This window comes from Enterobacter sp. R4-368 (genome assembly GCF_000410515.1).
GTDB lineage: Bacteria > Pseudomonadota > Gammaproteobacteria > Enterobacterales > Enterobacteriaceae > Kosakonia.
This window is the reverse complement of the sequence record NC_021500.1, coordinates 2932668-2954527: the sequence shown is the minus strand read 5'-3', so window position 1 is coordinate 2954527 and position 21860 is coordinate 2932668. Positions and strand designations below refer to the sequence as shown.

Here is a 21860-nt window from a genome sequence, read left to right as displayed (position 1 = left end):
GGCGGTAATGGCGCCGTTTACTTTGCGGGGGTTAATAAATTTTGGTTATTTTATCCGGCGTGACCTGGTCGTTGGCCAGATGCACCTCATCGAATGACCAGGCGTAATCGCCAAACCTTTCCAGCTGATTGACGCTGCGCAGACCTGCGACATATCCTGGCTGCATGGTGTTTGCTAGCTCCATATATTGTTCATTGTGTTCAATATTTTCCCGAAGTGAGACACCGGGTATGCCCTGCGCATCAATTTCATACAGATGAAAACCATTGTTCAGCTCGCCCCGACCAAAACGTTCTGCTCCCTCCCGGGTTCGCGCAACGAATACCACCGGGCCGGACATCATCTTCTCAACACCGGCAAAGTAATTTCCGTCCCTGAAACCAACATTCTGCGGATCGCCACGCCGGTCGACCCGATCTGCCTGCTCAACACGGTACAATTTATTAAAATCCCTTCTCTCAATGTAGCCGCGATCGTTCAGATAGCTTCCTGGTGGCAGCTGAACGTTATCCGCCCAAGGGTTGAAATTAATCGCATCGTCGGCATAAGGCGTGTACCCGGCGCCGGAGGTTGCGACGGATGATGGGGTGCTCCTCCCTGAACTGTTTCCTGATCGCATTTCGGTGGCCGATAACTCACTTTCCGCGCCTGGTGTTAACGGCCTGGAAAGGGATGAACTTCGGTTTTCTGAGCCAAACAGGGAAGCGCCTGGCGTGCGCGGGAGGCCTGTTGCGGAATAACCTTCTGACATGGCTGGTGAGAAGGGGGTAACAGGTGTTGGCGCACGGCTGCTCGCCGGTGTGAATATGGGCGTGCCGGGCGTGGGTGGCAGGCTGTTTTCCGGCGATCGGCCATCCGGTAAGCGGCGGGGCAGGCTCAGATCAAGAGGGTGTTCCGTTTCTGCTGTGTCGAGTACTGTCGAAGGGCCTGGCTGTGAATCAACGTCCATCGGCGCTGGACGCGATAATGATGCTGGCCGGGAGATACTGAGGTCGAGCGGCTGTTCGGGAAGATCCGCTCGAGGATTACCATACATTTTGCCTGCTGGCGCATTCAATGGCTGGCCGGTTTGCGGCTGTACCCCACCAGGCAATGCGCTGCGCTGCCACTCGCCGTTGCCCGACTGCACCGTCAGCACCGGCTGGCGGGTCTGCGGGTCGATAATGCGCGCCCGCCCTTCGCCTGGGCGGAAATCCTGCCCGACTTCGTACACCCTGCTGTCACTTGTTCCATCGCGGTAGCGCAGCAACCAGCGGTCATTTCCTGCCGCGTCCTTCACCTGATGAATGCCCCCGGCGCTGGCGCGGCTCCCGTTGAGCAGAGCCTCGCCATCCTTCACCGCGTACTGGCTGATATCACCCGCCAGTGAAGGACGCAGCCGGTTTACTGCCGCCGTTCCGGTTTCTCCGGCCGCTTCGCTCGCTGCCGCCGTGGTTTCCCCTGCCAGTACTCCCTTAGCGGCTCCGGCGGCGGCTGCCCTGGCTTCACCGGCCACTGCCATCTCTGTACCGGTTGCGCCGGCCATTGCCACACCGGCTTCCCCGGCAGCCGCCTGCTCAGGGGCGTTGCGCAGCGTGGCCAGCGCGCTCCGGCCTTCCGTGGTCACCGCTTTTTCAGTGAAAAACTCCGCCATGGCGCCCGCTTCTGCGGCAATGCCGTCGAGCATCAGCAGCGCGCCGATATCTTTCATCACCAGTTCAGTGTTAGTGGGTTCATTCTGCTCGGTGCGCAGCGGCTGCCCGGCAAAATGGCGCAGCGACTGCACTTTATCGCGGTCGCTGTACTGCGCCAGCGGTTTGCCTTCCAGGCCCGGAACATCGTCATGGGTGTTGGTTTTGTACTGTGCGCCGGTATTGATCTGCTGGTCGAAAAAATCCCGCGCCGCCGCCACCAGCAGGGAAGGCGTGCGTGTGTTGCCCTGCGCGTCATAATGCGCCAGCGGAGAGGCGGCATACTGCCCGCGCACTTTGTCCAGCAGCGCTGTCGTCTGGGTATGCCCGTTATCGGGCAGGCTGGCCGGATCGTGAATGCCCGCCGCCGACAGGCCGTAAGCGAGGAGGGATTTTCTTGCCTCGTAGGGCGCGCCGTAGGAGGCGGTAAAGCCGGATTCGCCGGTCTGCCCTTCGCGCTGGCGGATCATCTGCCCGGCAATCTGTTTCTCAATGGAGGGATACCCTTCGCCGCGCGGGTCGGGAGTAAAGATCAGCGAGCGGGCATCGGGGCGGACAGGGCGGTCATCATTGTTGTTTTGCGGGCCGGTATATAACGAGCCGGTGGGGATTTCACGTTTGTTTTTGGCGGAGGTTTCCTCGCGGATAAACGGCTGGGGAAAAACAGGAACGGATACAGAATCGATTTTCATAACCACCTCTTTTGCACAAATAAAAAAGATGTCGTACTTCAGGCCGTCAAATTAATGACGGAGACCTAATTTTTTCAGGAAGGGTACTTCGACGGCGGGTAATTCAATATTTCCGGAAAAAATATTCTTAATATCATGCCTGAAAGGGTGTTCTGCATCTTTCAATCTGACAATAGTGATGGGATCGCGTGATGCATTTCCTTCGATGGCGTGAATCTCTTTAACTTTTAACGGCGTGTTAGGGTTAACTAAAATATGGTCCGGGAGCATTCCTCCGGCAGCCATTTTTTTCGGCGTGGTATGATCTAAAATAAAAAGCACCTTGTCAGTAGATTGCTTTTCAAATTGTCCAGTCCAGGTCTCAAGCCAGTTTATTGAGTTCTGCGGTAATGCGGATGCGGACATAAATCCGGCGTCGGTCACCACATCGTTGACTTTTATTTTATTACCGTACGTCCCCGCGGGAACTGTCGCCGCCCGATATGCCGGTGCATTATAATCCGTCAGTTTAGCTACGGCTGCTTTTAATTCTGTTGCCAGTGTTTCCCCTTCGGCTGAAGGGCTAATATGCCGCAGATGATTATTTATCGTGCGGTAAGTGCCATCTCCCCCTTCAATATATTCCGCAAGAATAGCTGATTCCTGCCTGTTTTTTACCGAATTCAAATCCAGCAGGATTTTTTCATCGGTTGCTTTCTCTTTTGCTGTTCTGGCCCGATATTGCCCCTCATCAGGCCTCATATAAAGTTCGCGAAGCTCTTCGCTGACCGGGGAAAATTTTTCCTGGCGGGTAAGCGTACTGCTGCCGGATGTTCCGGCGGTCGCTGCAAGGCTGGTTTGCGGTTCGGTGTTGGTGCGCGGCTGTACCCCGCCGGGCAATGCGCTGCGCTGCCACTCGCCGTTGCCCGACTGCACCGTCAGCACCGGCTGTCGGGTCTGCGGGTCGATAATGCGCGCCCGCCCTTCGCCTGGGCGGAAATCCTGCCCGACTTCGTACACCCTGCTGTCACCTGTTCCATCGCGGTAGCGCAGCAGCCAGCGGTCATTTCCTGCCGCATCCTTCACCTGATGAATGCCCCCGGCGCTGGCGCGGCTCCCGTTGAGCAGCGCCTCGCCATCCTTCACGGCGTACTGGCTGATATCACCCGCCAGTGAAGGACGCAGCCGGTTTACTGCCGCCGTTCCGGTTTCTCCGGCCGCTGCGCTCGCTGCCGCCGTGGTTTCCCCTGCCAGTGCTCCCTTAGCGGCTCCGGCGGCGGCTGCCCTGGCTTCACCGGCCACTGCCATCTCTGTACCGGTTGCGCCGGCCATTGCCACACCGGCTTCCCCGGCAGCCGCCTGCTCAGGGGCGTTGCGCAGCGTGGCCAGCGCGCTCCGGCCTTCCGTGGTCACCGCTTTTTCAGTGAAAAACTCCGCCATGGCGCCCGCTTCTGCGGCAATGCCGTCGAGCATCAGCAGCGCGCCGATATCTTTCATCACCAGTTCAGTGTTAGTGGGTTCATTCTGCTCGGTGCGCAGCGGCTGTCCGGCAAAATGGCGCAGCGACTGCACTTTATCGCGGTCGCTGTACTGCGCCAGCGGTTTGCCTTCCAGACCCGGAACGTCATCGTGGGTGTTGGTTTTGTACTGCGCGCCGGTATTGATCTGCTGGTCGAAAAAATCCCGCGCCGCCGCCACCAGCAGGGAAGGCGTGCGTGTGTTGCCCTGCGCGTCATAGTGCGTCTGCGGGGAGGCGGCATACTGCCCGCGCACTTCGTCCAGCAGCGCTGTCGTCTGGGTATGCCCGTTATCGGGCAGGCTGGCCGGATCGTGAATGCCCGCCGCCGACAGACCGTAAGCGAGGAGGGATTTTCTTGCCTCGTAGGGCGCGCCGTAGGAGGCGGTAAAGCCGGATTCGCCGGTCTGCCCTTCGCGCTGGCGGATCATCTGCCCGGCAATCTGTTTCTCAATGGAGGGATACCCTTCGCCGCGCGGGTCGGGAGTAAAGATCAGCGAGCGGGCATCGGGGCGGGCAGGGCGGTCGTCGTTATTGTTTTGCGGGCCGGTATATAAAGAGCCGGTGGGAATATCCCGGCGGTCCCGTTTCGCAATACCAGGATCTTGTCTGTTTTCCAGCGGCGTATTAATAATGGCAGGGGTTAATGGATTAATTTTCATTGTAGGGCTCCTTCACGATCTTTGAGCGAGGTTATTTCTGTGCTTCGTTCTTTCTGGCGATATAAACTTCGATGTAAGCACCAGGTGATATAGGTGCGTTGGGGTAAGGGACGATCATGATATTTTCATCGTTATCACAATCGGTACCATGAAATACAACCGACTGCTGACCTGCGTTTTTTATTAATGATGAAGAGATAGTATATTCCTGCGTTGCCAGCGATTTAACGTTTCCAGCCAGCACGGTCAGTGGCCAGTGAATATCGCACACGTCCTCGATGGTTATATCATCGATAGCTGGCGATGTAGCTGGTGAAATAGTGCCGCTGGATAGCCTGGTAATATCATCGAAGATCTGCTTGTATATTTTTTTGGAAAACGAACCGCCATATTCTGATGTGGTTTTCTTTGCGCTGGTTTTTTCTTTATTCGCATCTTTTTGAATTATCTTCGGCGTAATGATAATAAACCGTTGCCGATTTTCACTTTCCCGTAAGTTGAAGGTGGTGTTCTTTTTTTCATGGACCGATAAACCGCCAATAATTAACGAATCACCCTCATCGACTGTTACCAGCGTGCTGAGATTGCCTGTCTTGTGGTTATCTTCAGGCGCTGGCGTTGTCCCTTTGTTATACATATTGACTTTAATCTGCAACGCTTGCTGTTTGTCACTGGCGATAACACGGGGCGTGATTTGCAACACCGCACCGTTGGACGCAGTAGAGAGCGGGCCATCTTTTGTTGCGGGTCGGTTTTGATTACTAAAATTAAAGACTGCGGGAAAATTCTCCATTGTTATCAGTGAAGGGCGAGCGGTTAACGACGCGCCGCCTTGTTCGACAATCCTTTGAATTTCAGCCTGAAATTTTTTCATCTCCCGGGCGTTAAGAACAGATTTGTTGCCGTTAATAACCTCATCGTAAACGCTGCCTCGGCGGCTTAAACGTTTTTCCTGCATGCCGGTGTTAAGAACCTGACGGTTATCCACGTCGATAACGAGGGTATCGATGGCGACCGATCTCAGCGGAACATCGAGCTTTTCAATGAGCTGCGCATACTCACTCCTTTTGGCGGGGTTGTCCTGAATGAGGATGGCATTGCTGCGTGTACTGACCACGATTTTCGGTTTGTCATCGCTGGATGCAGGCAGTGCAGGTGCCAGTGAAATGCGGTCAGTCAGCGCTGAAAACGAAGCGCCTAAGCGGTTATTAAATGGATTTTTGCTTTCACCCGCCTCAAGCGCAGCCGGGTAATTGTAGCGCTGAAGCTGGGGCGAGGATTTGTTTGCATCTAATAGCTCCGATAATATTGTGCCAACCCCCGGAATGGTGATCAGTTCATTTTGATATTCAACCCGGATATCGGCCGCTTCAGCGAAACGCAAAGGAAAGAACATGGTTTCAAATGCGCCCCCTTTGTTTTTACTGGCATCAGGCTGTTCGGCAAACATTTTTATGAGGTTCACATATTCGGTTGGGCCACTTACCAATATTTCAGCGCTCTCCGGCAGTTCTCCCCAGCCAAATCGCTTATCCAGCAGACCTATATCCGTTAACGCCTTTTTAAGACTATCAATCGACTCGCCAGACACTTTAATCTTTAGCGAGTGCTGATCTGTTTTACTGCTGACGTATAATTTATCCTCGAAAATAAACCACTGTAAATTATATTCAAGCGCCAGGCGTTCAATAAACTGCTGAGCCGTATTAGCGCGTAGTTTATTCTTTACCGCTGCCGAAATTTTTGGATCTATAACCAGGCGTAGCGAAAATGCATGAGCAAAATCCTCCAGCACTTTATTTAACGGCGCTGGGGTGTTTTGATACGAGAATTCACTACTGTTTAATATGGCGGGCACAGCCGCCACGGCGTGTTGATGTATAAAAGCTGTTAATAATATCAGGGTTAGTGTTGCGCAGCGTTTAAATAATCTGGCGCAATGCGAAAGAGGTGAATAAAAAATACGCCAGTAGCATTTCATACATGTCACCTGTTAGCTTATCGACCATCGTTAATAATTGAGCGAGCCAGGTTGTGATTGAGCGTCACTTCCTGGTTTGCAGCCCAGGTGGCAGAAGAATATTGTTTCATATGTTGATGAAACGTGAGCCAGTCGCCCATCGACATACCGTTCATATTTTTGGCAGAGGTCTGAAAATCACTGCTGGCTTGTTTTAATTTACTATCTAACTGGCTACGCACAGAATCCATTTTTAGCATATCGATTATCCCTGTTTTATTTATAAAGACGCAGATCCGGCCGGAAACCAAACAGCATGACGCTGGCGCGTTGTTCACCGAAACGGGCAATTCTGGGTAAGAAAGCCCATTGTTCTCCGCCGAGATATTTGGCAATTCGTTGGCTGGCAAGGTTAGACGCCATAATCCAGGCGACCATGGTTTCAAACCCATATTCACGGCCAAGCAGCAGCGCCGCCAGCCCAAGATGCACGCCAAGCCCGCTGCCGCAGCGATCCGCGCGCACATATAAGGCAATTTCCCCGGTTTGCCGGCAAGCTAACGTTCCCCAGCTAAAGCGGTTGATTGACAGCCAGGCGATGATTTCCCCTTCGCGCTCCAGTACGTACACCGGCAATTTATCTTGTTGATAAAGCTCGATATAAAACCCCAGTTCTTTCTCGGTGATCGGCCTTGTTACGGGAGAATTCGCACCGGTATTCGCTGTCTCATTAAAAATCATGGTCATGGCTTCAATATCGCTTTTTTGCGCCACCCTGAGCCCGCGGGGCAGCCGTTTTAAGATTCGCTCATCTAATTTCATTTCCATTAATTACCCTTCTTCCTGATTATTTTTCAGTATTTTTCGAACTCTGGAGAGCCTGGAACGTATTGTTCCAATCGGAATACCTAATTGCTCGGCGGCGTCGTTATAACTGGTGTCTGAATCCATAATATGGTAGATGACGTTTTGCATTTTGAGCGGCAATTTATCGACCATAGCAATGGTTTCAGAAAGTTGTATTTTATGTTCGTTAATATAGTCAGGATTGAATATCTGATCGGAAATTAAAAAATTAACATCATCCAGTGCCACCATCTCAGGTTTATTAAATGTCTTTTTAAAATGATTTCGCACCAGGTTAGACGCAATGCCAAATAACCAGGTTTCTTTACTGGACGCACCAATAAACTTATGTTGATTGCGAAATGCTTCAAGGTAAGTCATTTGTACCAGATCATCTACATCACTTTGATTGTAAACCCGACGGCTGATGAATTTCCTGAGTCTGGTGGTGGTGTTTGCGACTAACTCATCTATATCGAATGCGTTTTTATCCGCTGATTCATTATTAACATTGATGGGTAACTTCCCCATAAAAATTCCCTTTGTATTATCCAGTTATTCCTTGCTCACTTATGAGTGGCAATGAAGTGAAAATCTGCCTGGTTAATTTGCAGAATATTTCAGGTACGTCTTCAGAGTGGTGGTCTGCTTTTATGTGCGCGGGTGGAGGAGAAATGCACGCTCTACATCACGTGATACGCTTTTAGGTATTTTCTTTTGCGCGCATTCCTGCGTTGAGAACACTAATGCAAAGGTGTTGTCTTTTGATTGATTTGAAAAATGTCGATTGTCGACGCGTTAGCTAATACAGAGATGATTATCGATGGTTAATAAAAATTACTTATTCGATCAATGTGAAAATATGTGGTGTTCATGAGACTTTTTTTTACGAAACTGGCCGTTCGAATGGTAAACCAGACTGAACTCATTGGTGCGGTTATTGTCATGACGATTGTCTTTATGATGGTTTTGCCGCTGCCGGTTTTTATTATTGATACCGCACTCTCATTGAATATCTGTATTGCCACCTTGCTGGCCATCCAGGCATTATTTATGCAGCACCCGCTGGCATTTTCTACGTTTCCGGCAGTTTTACTGCTGACAACCATGTTCCGCCTCGCGTTATCCGTTGCCACGACGCGCATGATTTTATTGCAGCATGATGCGGGTCATGTTGTTGAAACTTTTGGTAATTTTGTCGCGGGCGGTAACCTGGCTGTAGGGTTGGTTATCTTTTTGATCCTGACGCTGGTTAACTTTCTGGTCATTACAAAGGGGGCTGAACGCGTCGCGGAGGTTTCCGCCCGTTTTAATCTGGATGCGATGCCGGGTAAGCAGATGGCCATTGATAGCGATTTACGCTCGGGCCTGATTGATACGGCAGACGCGAGGGTGCGCCGCGAGCAGCTGACCAAAGAGAGCCAGCTTTTTGGCGCCATGGACGGGGCGATGAAATTCGTCAAAGGTGACGCCATTTCCGGAATTATCATCGTTTTTATTAACTTAATCGGCGGTTTTTCCGTCGGCATTTTGCAGCACGGAATGCCCGCCGCCGACGCCATGCATATCTACTCGATTCTGAGCATTGGTGATGGCCTGGTGGCGCAGATCCCGGCGCTGCTGATCTCGCTTGCGGCGGGCATTATTATTACGCGTGTTAATTCCGATAACGCGGCTTCCAGCCTCAATATTGGCGGTGAGATCATCTGGCAATTAACGCGCCACCCCAAAGCCTGGATCTATTGCGGCATCATTATGGCGCTGTTTGCGGTGGTGCCTGGCATGCCAGCAATGCTTTTCACTACCCTCAGTTTGCTCTGCCTGACGTTAGCCTTCCTGCTTACCCGACAGGAAAAGCCCAGGCTGGAAATGGCGGGGCAACCTACTCCATCGATTGTCGGCGCTGAGCCTGATAATTCAACAGAATTAATGGGTTATGAAAATGTTCGCCGCTTTTTCCCGCTGCGCGCCTACCTGCTGCAATTTCATCCACAGCATCAGCAACAACCGGGGTTTGAACAACTACTCCAGCGCATCTATGCCCTACGCAACGACACTGTTTTTGAATATGGCCTCACGCTGCCCTCTTTCGAGCTTGAGGGTAATGCGCAACTGGCACCCGATGAGTTTCGTTTCTGCGTGTATGAAGTGCCGGTTATTCGCGCAACGTATGATCCTGATAAGTGTGCCGTCACTGCCAGACTGGTTGCTGAGGATGACGGTACGTCCGGGCTTGAAGAGCGCGAAGAGCAAGGCTTGCGATGGTTTGACGTTGACGATCACCGCTTATCACAGTACGAGACCGAAAAACGCACTTCTGGCGATCTGATCCTCGCCAGAATGCGGCGGGCCATTCTGTCAACGGGGTGGAAATTTGTCGGCTTACAAGAGAGCAAAGCGCTGATTGACTGGCTACGAAGCGAACAGCCTGAGCTGGCCGATGAACTCGAAAGGTGCTTGCCCATCGCGTGGTTTTCGGCGGTTTTGCAGCGGCTGGCCGCAGAACGTGTCACCCTGCGACCGCTGCGCCTGATTGCCGAAACATTGATTAAACATAGCCGCCATGAATCCAACCTGATGGTGTTAACCGAGCTGGTTCGCCACGCGCTGAGAGAGCAGATTTGTTACCAGTACAGCCAACATGAAACGCTGAATAGCTGGTTACTGGCACCCGCCACGGAAGCGGTGTTCCGCCAGGCATTAAACGCGGAGGGCGCGCAGTCGATGACGCTCTCTTCGGTGATGCATGAAGCGTTACTTGCCCGTTTAGCGCAGTGCTTTCCCACTGATGAAGGCACCCCCAGTGTGCTGCTTGTCGAGCCTGAGTTGCGCGGCCCGCTTTCCGGTCTGCTACGGGAGTCGTCCACGCTTGTTCCGGTACTCGCCTTTTCGGAGCTTATTCCCTCGATAAAAGTCCAGATCCAGGGGCGGATCGATCTTGAAACAGAAACCCACGAACCCGCAGAACATGCAGCAGATTGAGGAAAAACATCGTGCTCTATGAACTGAGAGTGCTTAGCGGCCTGAATAGCGGCGCACTGTTACCCTTGACCGGTACGCAGTGGTTGATTGGATCATCGCCCGATGCGGACATGGTGTTATACGACGCGGCGATTGCGCAAAACCATTGCCGGCTGCATGCGACGGATAACGGCTGGCAAGTGGAAGCCCTGCAAGGCGCGGTGCTGACGAATGAAGGTCGTCGCGTTGAACACATCGATAACCTCGAACCCGGTACGCCCTTCTCGCTGGCGGGGATTTGGTTATGTGTGGCGCAGTCAGACACGCCGTGGGAAACGGAAAGCGCTCCCGCTGCGCAAGCCGACCACCAGGCGGGTTCGCATGCGCCTGTGGCTGAAAGACCGCGTGGTCGACTGAATAAAGCCGTGGCTGCGGTTTGTTTTATTCTCGCGATAGCCGCGTTCGGGCTGGGCGGTTTTTCTGGCAAAGACGCGCGGCCGGCGGCGATTTCTGCGCCGGTGCCGAAGCCGCAGAAAACGTTTCTTGAAACTGCCGCGCAAACCCGCGAAATGCTGGCTTCACTGCTTCAGCAGGCCGGTTTAGGGCAACGCGTCGATCTGGAAATAACCGGCAGTGACGACATTGTTTTGCATCTGGTCGGCGATGATAAGTTACAGGCTGAAACGCAGGCGCTACTGCAACATTTTGCCCAGCGTTACCAGAGTGCTGCGCAAATCTCAGTGGATATTGTCCAGCCGCCGCCGCCGCTGCCTTTTCGCATTGCCCTTGTGGTAAAGGGTGAATCCCCGTATATCGTGACCGACAACGGGCTGCGGGTGTTTATCAATGATGAGATTAGTGGCATCAAACTTCTCGCCATTAACGAAGAAAAGCTGATCTTTCAGGGTAAAACGCGGTTTGAGGTGCCCTGGTGAGCGACGGCTGGCAAGAGGAACTTACCCGCTGGCAGCAGGCCACACAACGCCAGCTTGAGCAGACAGAGCCGGTAAACGTTATCGGCTCGGTAACCGGGATTAGCGGCATCGTTTTACAGTGTTATCTTCCGGGCGCGCGCTTAGGAGACTTATGCCTTTTGCCGCGCACGTCAGGCGCGCCGATTATGGCTGAAGTAATTGGCTTTGATTCGCAAGAGGTTTCACTTGCCGCCCTGGATACGCTGGAAGGCATTAAGCCCGGTTCAGAGGTCCATCCTTTAGGTTTGCCCCACAGCATACAGGTCTCGCCAGCGCTGAAAGGGTGCGTATTCGATGGGTTTGGTCGTGCTCTTGGCGGGCAGGGTCAGGCCGCTTTTGTCGACACCTTAACCGCGCGATCTGTACCGGTGATGCATAACGCCACGCCGGCGACCGATCGCCTGTGTATTGAGACGCCGCTCTACACCGGGCTCAGCAGTATTGACGGTTTGCTGACGCTGGGTGCAGGCCAGCGGGCGGGGATTTTTGCCGGGGCGGGATGCGGTAAAACAACGCTGCTGGCGGAGCTGGCGCGAAATATACCGTGCGACACTATCGTGTTTTGCCTGACGGGTGAGCGCGGGCGCGAGCTGCGTGAGTTTATGGACAGGGAGTTGGATGAAGCGCTACGTCAGCGCACCGTGCTCGTGTGCGCCACCTCGGATCGCAGCAGCATGGAGCGTGTGCGCGCTGCGTTTACGGCCACCGCCATCGCCGAAGGGTTTCGCCAGCAAGGGGAATCGACTTTGCTCATTGTTGATTCGCTGACACGTCTTGCCCGCGCACAGCGCGAAATCGGGCTTGCCAACGGCGAACCGCCGGGGCGCAATGGCTTTCCTCCTTCGGTTTACAACCTGCTCTCGCGGCTGGTTGAACGCAGTGGACGTACCCGGCAGGGCACTATCACCGCGCTGTATTCGGTACTGGTTGAACAAGATTCGATGCACGACCCGATTGCTGACGAAGTGCGCTCTTTAGTGGACGGGCATATTATCCTTTCGCGCAAACTGGCCGATCAGGGACATTATCCCGCCATTGATGTGGCAGCCAGCCTGAGTCGGGTGATGAATAATATTACGGGAACTGAACAGCAAACTATTGCCACACATATAAGGCAATTAATGACGGCCTATGCCGATATCGAAATGTTAATTCGTCTGGGCGAATACCAGACCGGCAGCGATCCCTTTACCGATTACGCGGTTGCGGTTAAACCGGCACTGGATAATGTTCTCAAACAATCATTACGCGCGCTGCGAGCGCCTGAAATAACCTTAAATCAATTACGGGAGATCGTGGCGAATGCTCCGGGTCCGCAAGGTGTTTTATAACGCAGAGGATGAAAACACTGCAGATGAATCGCTAAGATTAACTTCGCTGCTGCGCCAGTTATTATCGCTTTATCATTACCGGACGGTAAAAACGGAATTGGCGTGGTTAAAGCAACAGCGCGAAATGGTAAAAATGGCGCAACAACTTGACGCGCTTAATCGCTATTCACAACATATCGCCCACTATAATCGTGATTACTTTTCCGCGATGAGCGACCGTAATACACAGCGCGCGTTATCGTTAATGGATATGCGAAAGTGGCTTGAAAAAGAACAGGTAATGGTGCAGCAACAGCAGGACGCCATATTGCGGATTAAGCAGCAAGAAACAGATTATCTGCGCCAGTGCGATAAGGTCGCTGCGCACTTTCAGCAGGTTATCGGAAAAAGAAAACGGCAGGAAAAGTTTCGTTTTATCCTTGAACAACTGCATGCCATTTAGTATTGGGCAAAGAGCCATTATTGATGAATAAAGCTGCGCTGTTATTTCCTCCTGTCAGTAAAGATGAGGTCATCGCCCGGCAATATCTGGATCGACAACCGATATTGAATTTTCAATGTAACGGCCAGCAAGGGCAGTTACGACTCTTTCCGTTGCAGGCGGGAGAACGATTGCCGGATAAACAGATATGTTTCGCCAGTCAATACGGGAAATTACGCCTTTATAATGCGGAGCCTTTGTTGAACTTGTTATCGCTTTGTCCGTTATTAGCTGAAAATAATAATACCTCGGCGCAGTGGTACTGGGATGTATATAACGCCGCGCTCAGTCAGGAAATTAAAAATATAGTCGGTTACTTGCAGCCTGCTGAGGAAAGCCATGAACCGGAAATTTATTGTTGGATTGAAATAAAAAATAGCGAGCAATATGAAAGAGGATTAATGGCGCTGTCGCCGTTAACATTAATTCGCCTGCTTCAGCATTCGGCGTGGCACTTTTCCCCGACGCGACAAAATAAGCAGTTTTTACTCTCTTTCCCGTTGATCCTGGCCTCAACGGAGCTTGCGGCAGACGCGTTACGGCATTTACGCGTTGGCGACATTGTGCTGCCAGAAAATCGGCTTTTTAACCCGGCAGGAGCAGGGCAACTGCAAATCGGCACACAGTGCTTCTCTTTACAGCAATGCGCCCCGCTGGCGCATTGCTTTACGATGGGGGGGGTTGATACGGCACTCCCGCAGCCGGACGCGACGCTTCCCCCGGTGCCTTTATCGCGCGAGATCCCGGCACAGCCCCATGAAATGCCGGATCTTTCCTCTGTTCCCCTGAGGATAACGCTGCGTGCGGGAACGCTAACATTGACGCTCGACGCGCTGCAGTCGCTGCGGGCGGGTTCGATACTGACATTCACGGATTTTACCCCCGGTCAGGCGGCCATTTATTATGGCGAGCGCCCGCTGGCGCAGGGCACTTTGGTGGATGTTGAAGGTGTGCTGGGGCTGCAAATTACCCGCATGGAGCATTTCTGATGGATATTCAGCAGATCAATCCCGCGGCGCTGGCACTGTTTATCGCGGCGCTGACGTTGTTGCCTTTGCTGATGATTATCTCCACCTCGTTTCTTAAAATTTCCGTTGTTTTGCTGATTGTACGCAACGCGTTGGGCATACAGCAGGTGCCTGGCAATATGGTGATCTACAGCATTTCGCTTGCCGCAACGCTGTTTATTATGGGGCCGGTGTTCAATGATATGACCCAGCGCGTGCGACAAATCTCACCGGATAAAATCGATGTCGCCGCGATTTATGCTCACTATCCGACGGTAATTGCGCCGCTGCAAAATTTTTTACAGCGCAATATTGATGCAGATACCCATGTTCGTTTAACGGAAGCGGCAAAAAAACTGTGGAAAGATCAGGCGAACAATCCCATAACACGCGATAACCCTGCGCTGATATTAAGCGCGTTTGTCCTTTCGGAATTACAGTCCGGTTTTAAAATTGGTTTTTTAATTTATATTCCCTTTTTAGTGATAGACCTCGTTGTATCGACAGTGCTGATGGCATTGGGAATGCAAATGGTGGCACCGATGTTTATTGCAATTCCGCTTAAATTATTGCTTTTTGTTTTGATTGAGGGGTGGAGTCGTTTACTTGAAGGGTTATTTTACAGCTACATTTAGCGATGAGAATAAATATGTATATTGTCGAGTTGCTCAAGCAGGGATTAATACTGGCGATGATGATATCGGTTCCGCCAGTAGTGACCGCTGTGGTGGCGGGTATTATCATTGCGCTGCTGCAATCGGTGATGCAATTACAGGATGCAACATTACCTTTTGCGTTGAAAATGGTGGCTGTTGCCGTCATTCTGGCTTTTTCCGGCCACTGGATGCTGCAAAAAACAGTGCAATTGAGTATTAACTGTTTTGACTTAATCAGCCAGATAAGAGCCTGGCAATGACGTTTGTCTCTTTCGACTGGTTAGGTGAGGCGTTAATGGCTCTGGTGAGTGCCTGTGCGCGTATTTACCCCTGCATGGCGATTATTATTGCTTTTTCTTTCCGGGAGATCAGAGGCGCGGTGCTCTACAGTATCGCACTGGTATTTACTTTGCTTCCCGCTACCACCTTTTATGCGCAACCCGATTTTGGCAATATCAAAGGCATCATGTTTATTATCATGATGATAAAAGAGTCGCTGCTGGGTATGTTTTTAGGCTTTCTGTTGGTTGTACCTTTCTGGTTATTCGAAAGCGTCGGGGTTCTGTTTGATAATCAGAGCGGCGGACAAATGGGTGAGCAAATTAACCCGGCGATAACTAATAGCGGATCTTTTTTTGGTTATGTCTTTAAAAGTATTTTTCTGCTGATTTTTATTCATTTTCACGGTTTCGCTTATCTTATTGATATTCTCTGGCGCAGCTACACCTTCTGGCCGATCGATAAACTTTTTTTCACTGACACTGCGGTAACTTTTAAACAGTGGTTAGCTTTTCTCGCAGACATATTCTCTTTTATTGTTATTTACAGCGCGCCTTTTGCTGTGCTGATGCTGATGATCGAATTTAGCGTGGCGATACTGAGCCTTTACAGCCCGAAAATGCAGGTCACCAGCGTGACCATCCCGTTAAAAATTATTATCGGTTTGTCCTTCCTGGTGATGTATATCCCGACATTACTGCATCTTGCGGAGCAGCAATTATTGCAGCCTGAGCGCGTCGTCCCGATGATTTCTTCCACGCTTAATCTGACGGCGGATTAAGCGATGGCGGAAAAAAACGAGCAACCCACGCCGAAAAAAATCCGCGATGAGCGTAAGAAAGGGAATGTTTTTAAAAATGAAGGGGTGCCGCTGCTGCTGCTGATCACGCTGGCGATGGAATTCATTTTTATCATGATGGAGCGCGGCATCGCTCGTCTGCAACAGCTCTTCATTGTGGCGCTGAGCTTCATTACGCTGCCGTTTATTACAGCGGCAAAGCGGTTAACGCTGTTGCTGGCAGTCGAATTGAGTATTTTCCTGGCGCCTGTTCTGGGCGTGGCGATAGCGGCAAGGTTATTAGGAAACTGGCTGCAATTTGGCTTTCTCATCGCGCCTGAATCAGCGATGCCAAAATTTGAACGCTTAAACCCGCTACAAAAAATTCAGCAAATGTTCTCCTCCAGAGAGCTCGCAGAGTTGGTGAGCAGCCTGCTGAAATTCTTAACTATCGTCTATGCCAGCTACAGTACGGTTTATCCGCATATCAACGAAATCGTCTTTCTGGCGGCAAGCCCGCTGATGCGCGTAGCGCAGGTGCTGCGTAACCTTGTTAGCGACATCTTTCATCACATGTTGATCCTGCTCGTTGTCTGGACGGCGCTCGATTTCGGCCTGCAAAAATATCTGTTTATCAAGACGCAAAGGATGAGCCTTGAGGAGGTGCGCCGGGAAAACAAAGATACCGAAGGCGATCCGCATATTAAATCGTACCGCAGAAGCCTGATGATGAGTCCGCCGCCGGTGCCCGCCGACGTGCCACGGCCCGGGGAGGTGTTAAAGCTGGCGGATGTGGTGCTTAATGATGCCGCATCTCGGGTGGTTCTTCTGCGTTACGAACAGCAGAACATTGCGCTACCGCATATTCTTTTTAAACAGCAGGGCAAAGACGCGGTATCCGGGCTTCTCAATAGCGCCCGCGCGTTGAACATTCCGGTTATCGACGCGCCGCAGCTGGTTCATCTGCTGATGCAATACGAGATTGGGCAGGCCATTCCACGCCAGGCGATTGCCCACACGGCGCATATTTACAACCAGCTACAGCAAATGAAAAAGCGCGAGCCAGAGACAGCGTGAGAGGTGTAAAAGAGGGGCGGTTTCCCGCCCCTCTTTGGTGCGACTTGAACCTGAATTACCGCAAAAACTTCAGGACAGCTTCAAGCAGTTGCAACAAGGCAACAATGAGTTTCAGGATCAGTATAAACATCTCCATTCCGCCCATACGCTTCTCCTCTGGTCAAGGAGCACCGGCTGGCGTACCTTTCCGCTACCTGTTGCCAGCCTTGTTGTTGGCGTAACGCAGTGTGCTCTTGAGGGGTTAAGGCACTGACGGCACCACCCGTTTCAGCCAGGAATTCTTGCGCCGTTGAACGCGGCCCCTCACGCTGGTTCGCAAGGTCATTATATATTAACGCTGTTTATATATACAGTATTTATTGGCGGAATTTTCGACATTGATCCATACTCAATGCGGGAAAAAACGCCTGAAAATTGCGCATCCGCAGGATTCGTCGTATAGTTGCGTGGTTGACGTAACGCAGTGTGTTTTGCGGCCACCAACCGCGAAAATGCTGACAAAAACCTCGCTCCGGCGAGGTTTTTTGTTTTCAGACGCCAGGCAAATAAACGTGATCGGCTGCGCAGTTTTCTGCGGGTGCGTAAAAAGCAGTTGTCGGCGAATGATTCCTGTGCTTGTATAAATCTCGTTAATAACACAACACACAGGCCCCTAATGAACGCTTCCACCAATCCGATGAACCTACTAAAAACCGCGCATAACGCCGCGGTGGTCGTCGTGCGTGTGGTGGTGGTCGTCGGCAATGCGCCGTAGGGTCCGGAACAACACACGATTCCAAAACCCCGCCGGCGCAAACCGGGCGGGGTTTTTCGTTTAAGCCTCTCCTGGAAAGCCGGCTCAGAAGAAAAGGACTGGAGCATGGCAAGTTCGGGCAGCACATCGCAATCCACGCGCTATACAGGCGCGCAGCTGATTGTTCATTTACTGGAACGTCAGGGCATCACCACCGTGACCGGCATCCCCGGCGGTACCGTTTTGCCGTTATACGACGCGCTAAGCCAAAGTAAACAGATTCGCCATGTGCTGGCGCGTCACGAGCAGGGCGCGGGTTTTATCGCGCAGGGCATGGCGCGTACGCAGGGCAAACCGGCGGTTTGTCTGGCGTGTAGCGGGCCGGGGGCGACCAACCTGGTGACCGCCATTGCCGACGCGCGTCTCGATTCGATCCCGCTGATTTGCATCACCGGCCAGGTTCCGGCCTCGATGATTGGCACCGATGCGTTCCAGGAAGTGGACACTTACGGCATCTCTATCCCCATCACAAAACACAACTACCTGGTTCGCGACATCAGCGAACTGCCGCAGGTGATTTGCGATGCGTTTCGCATTGCGCAGTCTGGTCGCCCTGGCCCGGTGTGGATAGATATTCCTAAAGATGTGCAGACGGCGGAAATTACCCTCAGCGAGCTGCCGGAACCGGGTCATAAAGCGCCAGCGCCCGCCTGGAACGCTCAGGATGTTCACGCCGCCGCAGAGATGATCAATGCCGCCGAGCGCCCGGTGCTGTATCTGGGCGGTGGGGTGATTAACGCGCCGCAGCAAATTCGTCACCTGGCGGAAAAAGCCAATATGCCCACTACTATGACGCTGATGGCGCTCGGCATGTTGCCAAAACAGCACCCGCTGTCGCTCGGGATGCTGGGAATGCACGGTGCCCGCAGCACCAACTACATTTTGCAGGAAGCGGATCTGCTGGTGGTGCTTGGCGCACGTTTTGATGACCGGGCGATTGGCAAAACTGAACAGTTCTGCCCGAATGCCAAAATTATTCATGTGGATATCGACCGCGCGGAGCTGGGCAAAGTGAAGCAGGCGCATGTGGCAATCCAGGGCGACGTTGGCGACGTGCTCGATGCGCTGATCCCGCAAGTCGAAGCCCATTCCCGCCACGCCTGGCGCAACACCGTGGAACAGCTGCAAAAAGAGTTTCCCGGCGCGATCCCGCAAGCGGGCGACCCGCTCACCCATTACGGTTTGATCAATGCGGTCGCTGCCTGCGTGGATGACAGTGCGATTATCACCACCGATGTTGGTCAGCATCAGATGTGGACGGCGCAGGCTTACCCGCTGAACCGCCCGCGCCAGTGGCTGACTTCCGGCGGGCTGGGCACCATGGGTTTTGGCCTGCCTGCGGCGATTGGCGCGGCGCTGGCAAACCCGGAGCGTAAGATCATCTGCTTTTCCGGTGATGGCAGCCTGATGATGAACATCCAGGAGATGGCCACCGCCGCGGAAAATAATCTCGATGTGAAAATTATCCTCATGAATAACGAAGCGCTGGGGCTGGTGCATCAGCAACAGAGCCTGTTCTACAAGTCCGGCGTGTTTGCCGCAACGTATCCCGGTATGATCAACTTTATGCAGATTGCCGCTGGTTTTGGCCTGCATACCTGCGATTTAAACGCCGAGTCTAACCCGCAGGCTGCGTTGCAGGAGGTTATCTCTCGTCCGGGCCCGGCGCTGGTGCATGTGCGTATCGACCCGAAAGAAAAAGTTTACCCGATGGTGCCGCCAGGCGCGGCGAATACAGAAATGGTGGGGGAATAAGCCATGCAAACAACTGATAACGTCATTCTCGAACTCACCGTGCGCAACCATCCGGGCGTGATGACGCATGTCTGTGGACTGTTTGCCCGCCGCGCGTTCAACGTGGAAGGCATTCTTTGTCTACCGCTACAAAGCGGCGAGCAGAGCCGCATCTGGCTCCAGGTGGCGAACGACCAGCGGCTGGAACAGATGATAAGCCAGATCGATAAGCTGGAAGATGTGGTGCAAATTATCCGCCACCAGACCGATCCAGGCGTATTCAACAAACTCGGTCTGTTCTTTGAGTAATCGCCGCGCTTAACGCTGGCTGATGTCGAACAGCAGATTGCGTAGCCACTGATGCGCCGGATCGCGGTGGCTGCGTTCGTGCCAGGCCAGGGTTTTGGTAAACCCCGGTATCGGCAAGGGCGCTTCACGCATACACATGCCCGGTGTCAGGCTGGCGAGGCGCTGCGGCACCACGGCAATCATATCGCTGACGGTTAACATCTCTGGCAGGATCAGGAAGTTATTCACCGACACGCCCACGCGGCGGCTTTTACCGATTGCGGCCAGCGCGTTATCCGCCACGCCGCGAAAACGTTCGCCATCCCACGATACCAGCGCGTGCTCCAGCGCGCAGAAACGCTCCAGTGTCAGCGTATCTTGCGCCGCATCCGGGTGGTCGGCGCGCATCATGCAGACAAAACGTTCCTCAAACAGCGCCCGGCTGTGCAGTGCTTCCGGCGTGCTGTGCGGTGTCATTAACGCCGCATCCACTTCGCCGCGCTCAAGCTGGCTTACCAGCCGCTGCGGCTCCACGGGTTCAACGCGGATGCGGATCCCCGGCGCGTGCTTTTTCAGCTCAGCAATAAACGGCACGATCACCACTTTCAGCGCGTAGTCGGTTGCCGCCAGCGTCCAGATAAATGTGGCGCTGAGCGGGTCAAAGGCGGTGGGTTTGAGCAAGCGGTCGATATCGGCAAGGATCTGTTTAACCGGTGCCGCCAGGGCCTGCGCACGCGGCGTGGGCACCATGCCATGCGGCGCGCGGATAAACAGCGGGTCGGCAAAATAATCACGCAGGCGCGTCAACATGCCGCTCACCGCCGGTTGCGTCAGCGAAAGGCGGGCGGCAGCTCGGGTGACATGGCGTTCATCAAGCAAGGCATCGAGCGTTTTCAACAGGTTAAGATCGAGGTTTCTGATATCGTTATTCATGATGATGACCAGCCAGAGCGATAATAAAGATTATCGCATTTACGGCTGTCCGTAGCGGGTAATTTCCCCGTATGATGAGCCTCTTTTGCGCTTCGGGAGCGGTTATGATTTGGTTGATGTTGGCAACGCTGGCGGTGGTTTTTGTGATTGGTTTCAGAGTATTAACTTCTGATTCTCGCCGCGCGATTCGCCGCCTCACCGACCGACTCAACATTCAGCCCGTGCCGGTGGAATCGATGATCGACCAGATGGGCAAAAGCGCCGGTAACGAATATTTAAGCTACCTGACGCGCCCGGACGAAGCGCACCTGCAAAACGCCGCCCAGGTGTTACTGATCTGGCAGGTGTCTATTGTCGATAGCAGCGAGCAGAACCTGGTTTACTGGCACCGGTTGCTGCAAAAAGCGCGGCTGGCAACACCTGTCACCGATGCGCAAATCCGCCTGGCGCAAGGGTTTCTGCGCGAACTGGAACCGGACAGAGCCGATCTCAATAATTTCCAGATGCGCTATAACGCGCTGTTTATGCCCGAAGAGGGCGTTCACTGGCTGCACTGATATCACGCAGCGTGATGACGCTCATCAAAGATAGTCATTAGATTTATAACACCGCGCGGCGCAAAGTGGCCTCGTTCATCCATGACGAGGTACACCATGACGCAATCTCTGACGCAAAGCGCCATTGTCTGGCCGCAGGGTTACCTGCCAGGCACCACCGATAATTTTGTCTCCAACGAAATCATTGTCGCCGGGCTAACGGCACATGAGATCTGGGCGCAACTGAACGATACTCGCCTGTGGCCGACTTACTACAGCAACGCGCAAGACATCCGTTTTCACGATGGCAGCGGCCCGTTATTAAGCGCCAGTGCCCGTTTTCGTTTCACTACCTTTGGTTTCCCGGTCGAGGCGCAGGTGTGTGAATATGTGCCGCCGGTTGAAGGCCAGGCCGCGCGTATCGCATGGTATGGCTGGGTGGAAGGGGATGCGCAGTCGCGTCTGGATGCGATTCATGCCTGGTTGTTTGAGGATTTACCCGGCAGCCGCGTGCGCATCCTGACCCAGGAATCGCAAACCGGTGTTCCGGCGCGGCAACTGGCGAGCGCGGTGCCAAACCCGATGATCAATGCTCACCAGGAGTGGATTGTCGGCCTGGCAACGGCGGCGCGTAACGCGCGGGCTAAAGAGTAAACCGTGCTGGTGTCGCGGCATAAACCTCATCGCAGTCATGCCGCGGCTCCATA

At 53.1% G+C, this 21860-nt stretch carries 22 protein-coding genes; 14 read left to right on the top strand and 8 right to left on the bottom strand.

Annotation, left to right across the window (positions count from 1 at the left end; genetic code table 11):
• Window positions 1-31: 31 nt before the first annotated feature.
• Genes H650_RS13900 through H650_RS13875 form a run of 6 tightly spaced genes read right to left on the bottom strand, consistent with a single transcriptional unit; the run spans window position 32 to window position 7856 of the window.
• The gene (locus H650_RS13900) at window positions 32-2362 is read right to left on the bottom strand and encodes a hypothetical protein (RefSeq protein ID WP_020455821.1); all 2331 of its coding nucleotides are present in this window, start codon (window positions 2360-2362) and stop codon (window positions 32-34) included.
• A 51-nt stretch (window positions 2363-2413) separates the two neighbouring features.
• Window positions 2414-4519, bottom strand: a complete 2106-nt coding sequence (locus H650_RS13895; protein ID WP_020455820.1) for a hypothetical protein — start codon at window positions 4517-4519, stop codon at window positions 2414-2416.
• A 31-nt stretch (window positions 4520-4550) separates the two neighbouring features.
• On the bottom strand, window positions 4551-6500 hold the full coding sequence (locus tag H650_RS13890) for a secretin N-terminal domain-containing protein (RefSeq protein ID WP_020455819.1): 1950 nt from the start codon (window positions 6498-6500) through the stop codon (window positions 4551-4553).
• A gap of 17 nt (window positions 6501-6517) precedes the next feature.
• Complete coding sequence (locus H650_RS13885; protein WP_020455818.1) at window positions 6518-6739, bottom strand: hypothetical protein; 222 nt, start codon at window positions 6737-6739, stop codon at window positions 6518-6520.
• Between the two features lie 16 nt (window positions 6740-6755).
• Window positions 6756-7307, bottom strand: a complete 552-nt coding sequence (locus tag H650_RS13880) for a GNAT family N-acetyltransferase (protein ID WP_020455817.1) — start codon at window positions 7305-7307, stop codon at window positions 6756-6758.
• Between the two features lie 3 nt (window positions 7308-7310).
• Entirely contained in the window at window positions 7311-7856 is a 546-nt protein-coding gene (locus H650_RS13875; protein WP_020455816.1) for an RNA polymerase sigma factor, read from the bottom strand.
• A gap of 375 nt (window positions 7857-8231) precedes the next feature.
• Here H650_RS13875 and sctV point away from each other — a divergent pair, with 375 nt between their 5' ends.
• Genes sctV through H650_RS13830 form a run of 9 tightly spaced genes read left to right on the top strand, consistent with a single transcriptional unit; the run spans window position 8232 to window position 16869 of the window.
• Window positions 8232-10307 (top strand): type III secretion system export apparatus subunit SctV, encoded by a 2076-nt coding sequence (sctV, locus tag H650_RS13870; RefSeq protein ID WP_020455815.1) that lies wholly within the window; start codon window positions 8232-8234, stop codon window positions 10305-10307.
• Window positions 10308-10318: 11 nt separating this feature from the next.
• Window positions 10319-11221 carry an FHA domain-containing protein gene (locus tag H650_RS13865; protein WP_020455814.1) on the top strand — a complete coding sequence of 301 codons (903 nt, stop codon included), beginning with the start codon at window positions 10319-10321 and terminating at the stop codon, window positions 11219-11221.
• Window positions 11215-12591, top strand: a complete 1377-nt coding sequence (locus tag H650_RS13860; RefSeq protein ID WP_502690913.1) for a FliI/YscN family ATPase — start codon at window positions 11215-11217, stop codon at window positions 12589-12591. Before H650_RS13865 ends, H650_RS13860 begins: the two co-directional genes overlap by 7 nt.
• Window positions 12581-13033, top strand: coding sequence for a hypothetical protein (locus H650_RS13855; RefSeq protein ID WP_238328350.1), 453 nt, complete (start codon window positions 12581-12583; stop codon window positions 13031-13033). Before H650_RS13860 ends, H650_RS13855 begins: the two co-directional genes overlap by 11 nt.
• Before the next feature lie 23 nt (window positions 13034-13056).
• The gene (locus H650_RS13850) at window positions 13057-14061 is read left to right on the top strand and encodes a FliM/FliN family flagellar motor switch protein (protein WP_020455811.1); all 1005 of its coding nucleotides are present in this window, start codon (window positions 13057-13059) and stop codon (window positions 14059-14061) included.
• A complete protein-coding gene (gene sctR, locus H650_RS13845) occupies window positions 14061-14714 on the top strand; it encodes a type III secretion system export apparatus subunit SctR (protein ID WP_020455810.1) in 654 nt (217 codons plus the stop codon). Before H650_RS13850 ends, sctR begins: the two co-directional genes overlap by 1 nt.
• Before the next feature lie 14 nt (window positions 14715-14728).
• Window positions 14729-14995 (top strand): EscS/YscS/HrcS family type III secretion system export apparatus protein, encoded by a 267-nt coding sequence (locus H650_RS13840; RefSeq protein ID WP_020455809.1) that lies wholly within the window; start codon window positions 14729-14731, stop codon window positions 14993-14995.
• Window positions 14992-15795 carry an EscT/YscT/HrcT family type III secretion system export apparatus protein gene (locus H650_RS13835; RefSeq protein WP_020455808.1) on the top strand — a complete coding sequence of 268 codons (804 nt, stop codon included), beginning with the start codon at window positions 14992-14994 and terminating at the stop codon, window positions 15793-15795. Before H650_RS13840 ends, H650_RS13835 begins: the two co-directional genes overlap by 4 nt.
• 3 nt (window positions 15796-15798) lie before the next feature.
• Window positions 15799-16869, top strand: a complete 1071-nt coding sequence (locus H650_RS13830; protein ID WP_020455807.1) for an EscU/YscU/HrcU family type III secretion system export apparatus switch protein — start codon at window positions 15799-15801, stop codon at window positions 16867-16869.
• A gap of 55 nt (window positions 16870-16924) precedes the next feature.
• Here H650_RS13830 and tisB read toward each other — a convergent pair whose 3' ends face one another.
• The gene (tisB, locus tag H650_RS24640; protein WP_404820068.1) at window positions 16925-17005 is read right to left on the bottom strand and encodes a type I toxin-antitoxin system toxin TisB; all 81 of its coding nucleotides are present in this window, start codon (window positions 17003-17005) and stop codon (window positions 16925-16927) included.
• Window positions 17006-17524: 519 nt separating this feature from the next.
• Between tisB and ivbL the strand changes: the two genes are divergently transcribed.
• The 3 genes from ivbL to ilvN all read left to right on the top strand — a co-directional run bounded on the left by ivbL (window position 17525) and on the right by ilvN (window position 19705).
• The gene (gene ivbL / locus H650_RS25325) at window positions 17525-17623 is read left to right on the top strand and encodes an ilvB operon leader peptide IvbL (RefSeq protein ID WP_110093690.1); all 99 of its coding nucleotides are present in this window, start codon (window positions 17525-17527) and stop codon (window positions 17621-17623) included.
• A 105-nt stretch (window positions 17624-17728) separates the two neighbouring features.
• On the top strand, window positions 17729-19417 hold the full coding sequence (gene ilvB / locus H650_RS13820; protein WP_020455805.1) for an acetolactate synthase large subunit: 1689 nt from the start codon (window positions 17729-17731) through the stop codon (window positions 19415-19417).
• A gap of 3 nt (window positions 19418-19420) precedes the next feature.
• Window positions 19421-19705, top strand: a complete 285-nt coding sequence (gene ilvN, locus H650_RS13815; protein ID WP_017458118.1) for an acetolactate synthase small subunit — start codon at window positions 19421-19423, stop codon at window positions 19703-19705.
• 9 nt (window positions 19706-19714) lie between these two features.
• On the opposite strand, the gene H650_RS13810 is transcribed toward ilvN, so the two are convergent.
• Entirely contained in the window at window positions 19715-20617 is a 903-nt protein-coding gene (locus H650_RS13810; RefSeq protein ID WP_020455804.1) for a LysR family transcriptional regulator, read from the bottom strand.
• Between the two features lie 104 nt (window positions 20618-20721).
• Here H650_RS13810 and H650_RS13805 point away from each other — a divergent pair, with 104 nt between their 5' ends.
• Complete coding sequence (locus H650_RS13805) at window positions 20722-21174, top strand: DUF1198 domain-containing protein (RefSeq protein WP_020455803.1); 453 nt, start codon at window positions 20722-20724, stop codon at window positions 21172-21174.
• 96 nt (window positions 21175-21270) lie between these two features.
• Complete coding sequence (locus H650_RS13800; RefSeq protein WP_020455802.1) at window positions 21271-21807, top strand: SRPBCC family protein; 537 nt, start codon at window positions 21271-21273, stop codon at window positions 21805-21807.
• The last annotated feature ends 53 nt before the right edge of the window (window positions 21808-21860 follow it).